The sequence below is a fragment of the Pseudoalteromonas sp. Isolate6 genome (assembly GCF_022398435.1).
GTDB lineage: Bacteria > Pseudomonadota > Gammaproteobacteria > Enterobacterales > Alteromonadaceae > Pseudoalteromonas > Pseudoalteromonas galatheae.
In genome coordinates this window covers 1-2928 of sequence record NZ_JAKEVK010000329.1, presented here as the reverse complement: position 1 = coordinate 2928, position 2928 = coordinate 1, and the positions used below count along the sequence as shown (strand labels likewise).

Annotated in this window: 1 protein-coding gene; it reads right to left on the bottom strand. The window is 43.3% G+C overall.

What is annotated here, in order from left to right; all coding sequences use genetic code 11:
- Nucleotides 1-56: 56 nt before the first annotated feature.
- Nucleotides 57-2855: a collagenase gene (locus tag L1D50_RS22470; RefSeq protein ID WP_239966885.1), complete on the bottom strand. Its 2799-nt coding sequence runs from the start codon at nt 2853-2855 to the stop codon at nt 57-59.
- Nucleotides 2856-2928 lie beyond the last annotated feature (73 nt).

Genomic DNA, 2928 nt, shown 5'->3' with positions numbered 1-2928 from the left:
GTGATCTAACTCACCTTTTCAATTGCCTTCATCAATTTAAGCTTAATATTGAACAGTTACTGACAATCATCTTTATTATAAGAGACTTTCAGCGCAGCTCCCGTCGGTGCACCCGACACTTTTAGGTATCCCCAATATTGAGATTGCGCACTTATTTCAATACACTCCTGATTACCTTGATTGAAGGAGCTTGCATCCACATTTGTGCCATTCGGCCACCCTGCATTGCTGTATTCAAGCCCTAAATCACCACTACCATGCGCGGTTTTGATCACCACCGATTGTTGACCACTTACGTTCTCAAGGCTAAACCACATAGGCTCTTGACTTCCAAGACAAATCGTTTCACCTGCTACTAATCTACCATTAGAGACACTGCCCTGCGACTGACATACGTCCGCTATTGTTGAAGTTGTTACGATTTCTCCTAACAATTGCACATTTTCGAAGCGGTTATAGCCATACAACATAATGTAATAGGTGCCAGCGGTAGGTGTGGTGATCTCACATATCTCTTCGTTACCTGATTGGTATGGTCTACAATCATAATCGCTGAACGTTGGCGCCGACCCTAACTTAACGTAAAGATCGGCATCACCGTTACCTCCAGACGTGCGAATGACTAACTTATCGGTGCCAGCAGCAACATCAATTAAAAACGCAACTTGTTCATCTTGCTCGCCAGCAACTGTGACAGGTACGCCAGACTGTAGTTTGTTTGAAGTCGTTGCACTTACTGTAGTCACTGTATTACTAGTGTGATTCAATCTGCTAGGGTCACTTACTGTTAAGCTAATTTGATACTCGCCTGCTTGTGCATATCTGTGCGTGGGATTGGCTTCATTACTTTGACTACCATCACCAAAGCGCCACAAATAAGTGAGCGCGTCGCCATCAGGATCGACACTACCTTGGCTTGAAAATAGTATCGCTTGATTGACGTCACCGGAGTAAGGGCCATTAATCTCTGAAGTCGGCGCGTTATTCTGACCACCAGTGGCAAGCGCATTACACCATTGAACAAACTCTGATTGATACTGTGATGCGAGTCGGTCCATACGAGCTTGGTACGCATTCCAATTTGCTTGTCTCGTTTCCTGTCGCATTGCGAGCACTTCATCAAAGTGCTTTTCATACAGGAATCTCACCCCTAAATAACCCCAACGGTAAATTCTATCTTGATCAAAACCGTCATACGTGGTGCTGAATATTTCGGCAAGCGTATATACTGAACCATCTTTGATTGTGTCTATTGCAGCTTGATTATCATTGAGGTTTGCAATGTACTCAGCCACCCCCTCGCTCCACCAGACGATAGGTTTAGTTGGTGCATTAAAGTCACCATAAAGATCAAAGCGCCCATCAAGGTAATGGACGTATTCATGCTCTAAGTTCCAGATGTAATGATCCGGCTTTGCATAACTGGCCTCGTATGCAACGAAATTAGCAACGTTATTTACATCGCTGGGATTACCTTCTAAATACATACCACCGTTGTCGGTGCTGATCTTAAAAATGGCTTTGGCATATTTTTTATAGTCCGCACTGCTATTAAAGATATTCACTTGCAGAAAATCATTGTTGTCATCGGCAACCGGTAAGCGGCCTGTTTCCAGCATGGTGTGGAATCGCACTTCTTCCGCTTCCATAGTTTGACAAGCTGAAGTCAATTGCTGAGTAGTAAGCGCTTGTGCTCTAATCTTTATTGTATCGCTACAACTATGTTGTTGAGAAAGTACTTTTGTCTCAAGTTCTTTATCAAAATTACAAATACCAAACTGACCACAATCAGCATAATAGGTCGCGACATCAGCCGCAGCTAACCAGACACCATCGCCAAAACCATAACTGTTGTAACGCGAGAATAAAGCGGTTAATTGCGTGTCGACTGACTCTTGAATAGCTGCACCATTGTACAGTTTAAGTCGAGCCAATTCGCTTGCTGCATTGATGATTAGATATTCAGAGTCAGAATTTACCATCCAAGTTTGTTCGGTAAAGCTCCCCAGTAAACTTACCAATTGTTGATCGTTTTTAACCAAAGCGACAAAGTTATCATTCCACTGACCACGATATAAGATAGTGAAAATGCCGTTTACCGCACTGCGCATATTCCACTTTTGAGCGTAGCTTTCATTCCATTTAGATAACCATGCTTTTACGACAGGCAGATAGTGCCCTTGTAGTTCCGATGAGTCCATTGTAGTAATAGCCTCACCAAGTACTTTACCATGGGCATCATTGTCGTCGTAGAAATGGCTATTGCTAACAAAAGCATCCAACGCATCTTTCACCGCAGGCTTAACCCAAGTGGCGAAAGTTACCTGATCATTGTAAAACTCAACATAAAAGCCAGCGCGAATAAACAAATAAAGCGCTTCGAGATCGGCACTGCCGTTGCCTGTATAGCTTTGCGAAAGCGACTTAGCATTTTGCGCCGCAGCATACATTTTATCTGACGTGAACACTTGCGTTTGGATGCTGCTGTCAGCGGAGAATAAAGCATTGATACAGCTCGTGCCCTGTTGCTTTATTTCAGTAACAATTTGGCTACTGCTCGCACTTGCTAAGCTGTTTAAATCACATGCAGCAATTGCTTCTCTCTCGCTAACTGCCATCGCTTGCAATAATGGTGTGTGCTTAGCAGATAGCAGCGGCACGCTTCTTGTTGGTGTGTGTGCAACGGGTGCTCTATCATTCAAAGCCTTATGCTCATGGCCATGAGATATGTTCGTTTCCACTTGAACCGATGCATTGAGCGGCTTAAAAAGTCGCTGTGATTCTTGATGTGCGTTGGCTGAATTTATCGCTGTGATCGCAGATAACGCCAAAGTGAGTTTTGTAATTTTCATAATTTACCTTTCCTGTTGTGTATCCAAACCCGATCGGGTTATAGATTTTTAACACTAAAATTACAATGTATACAAT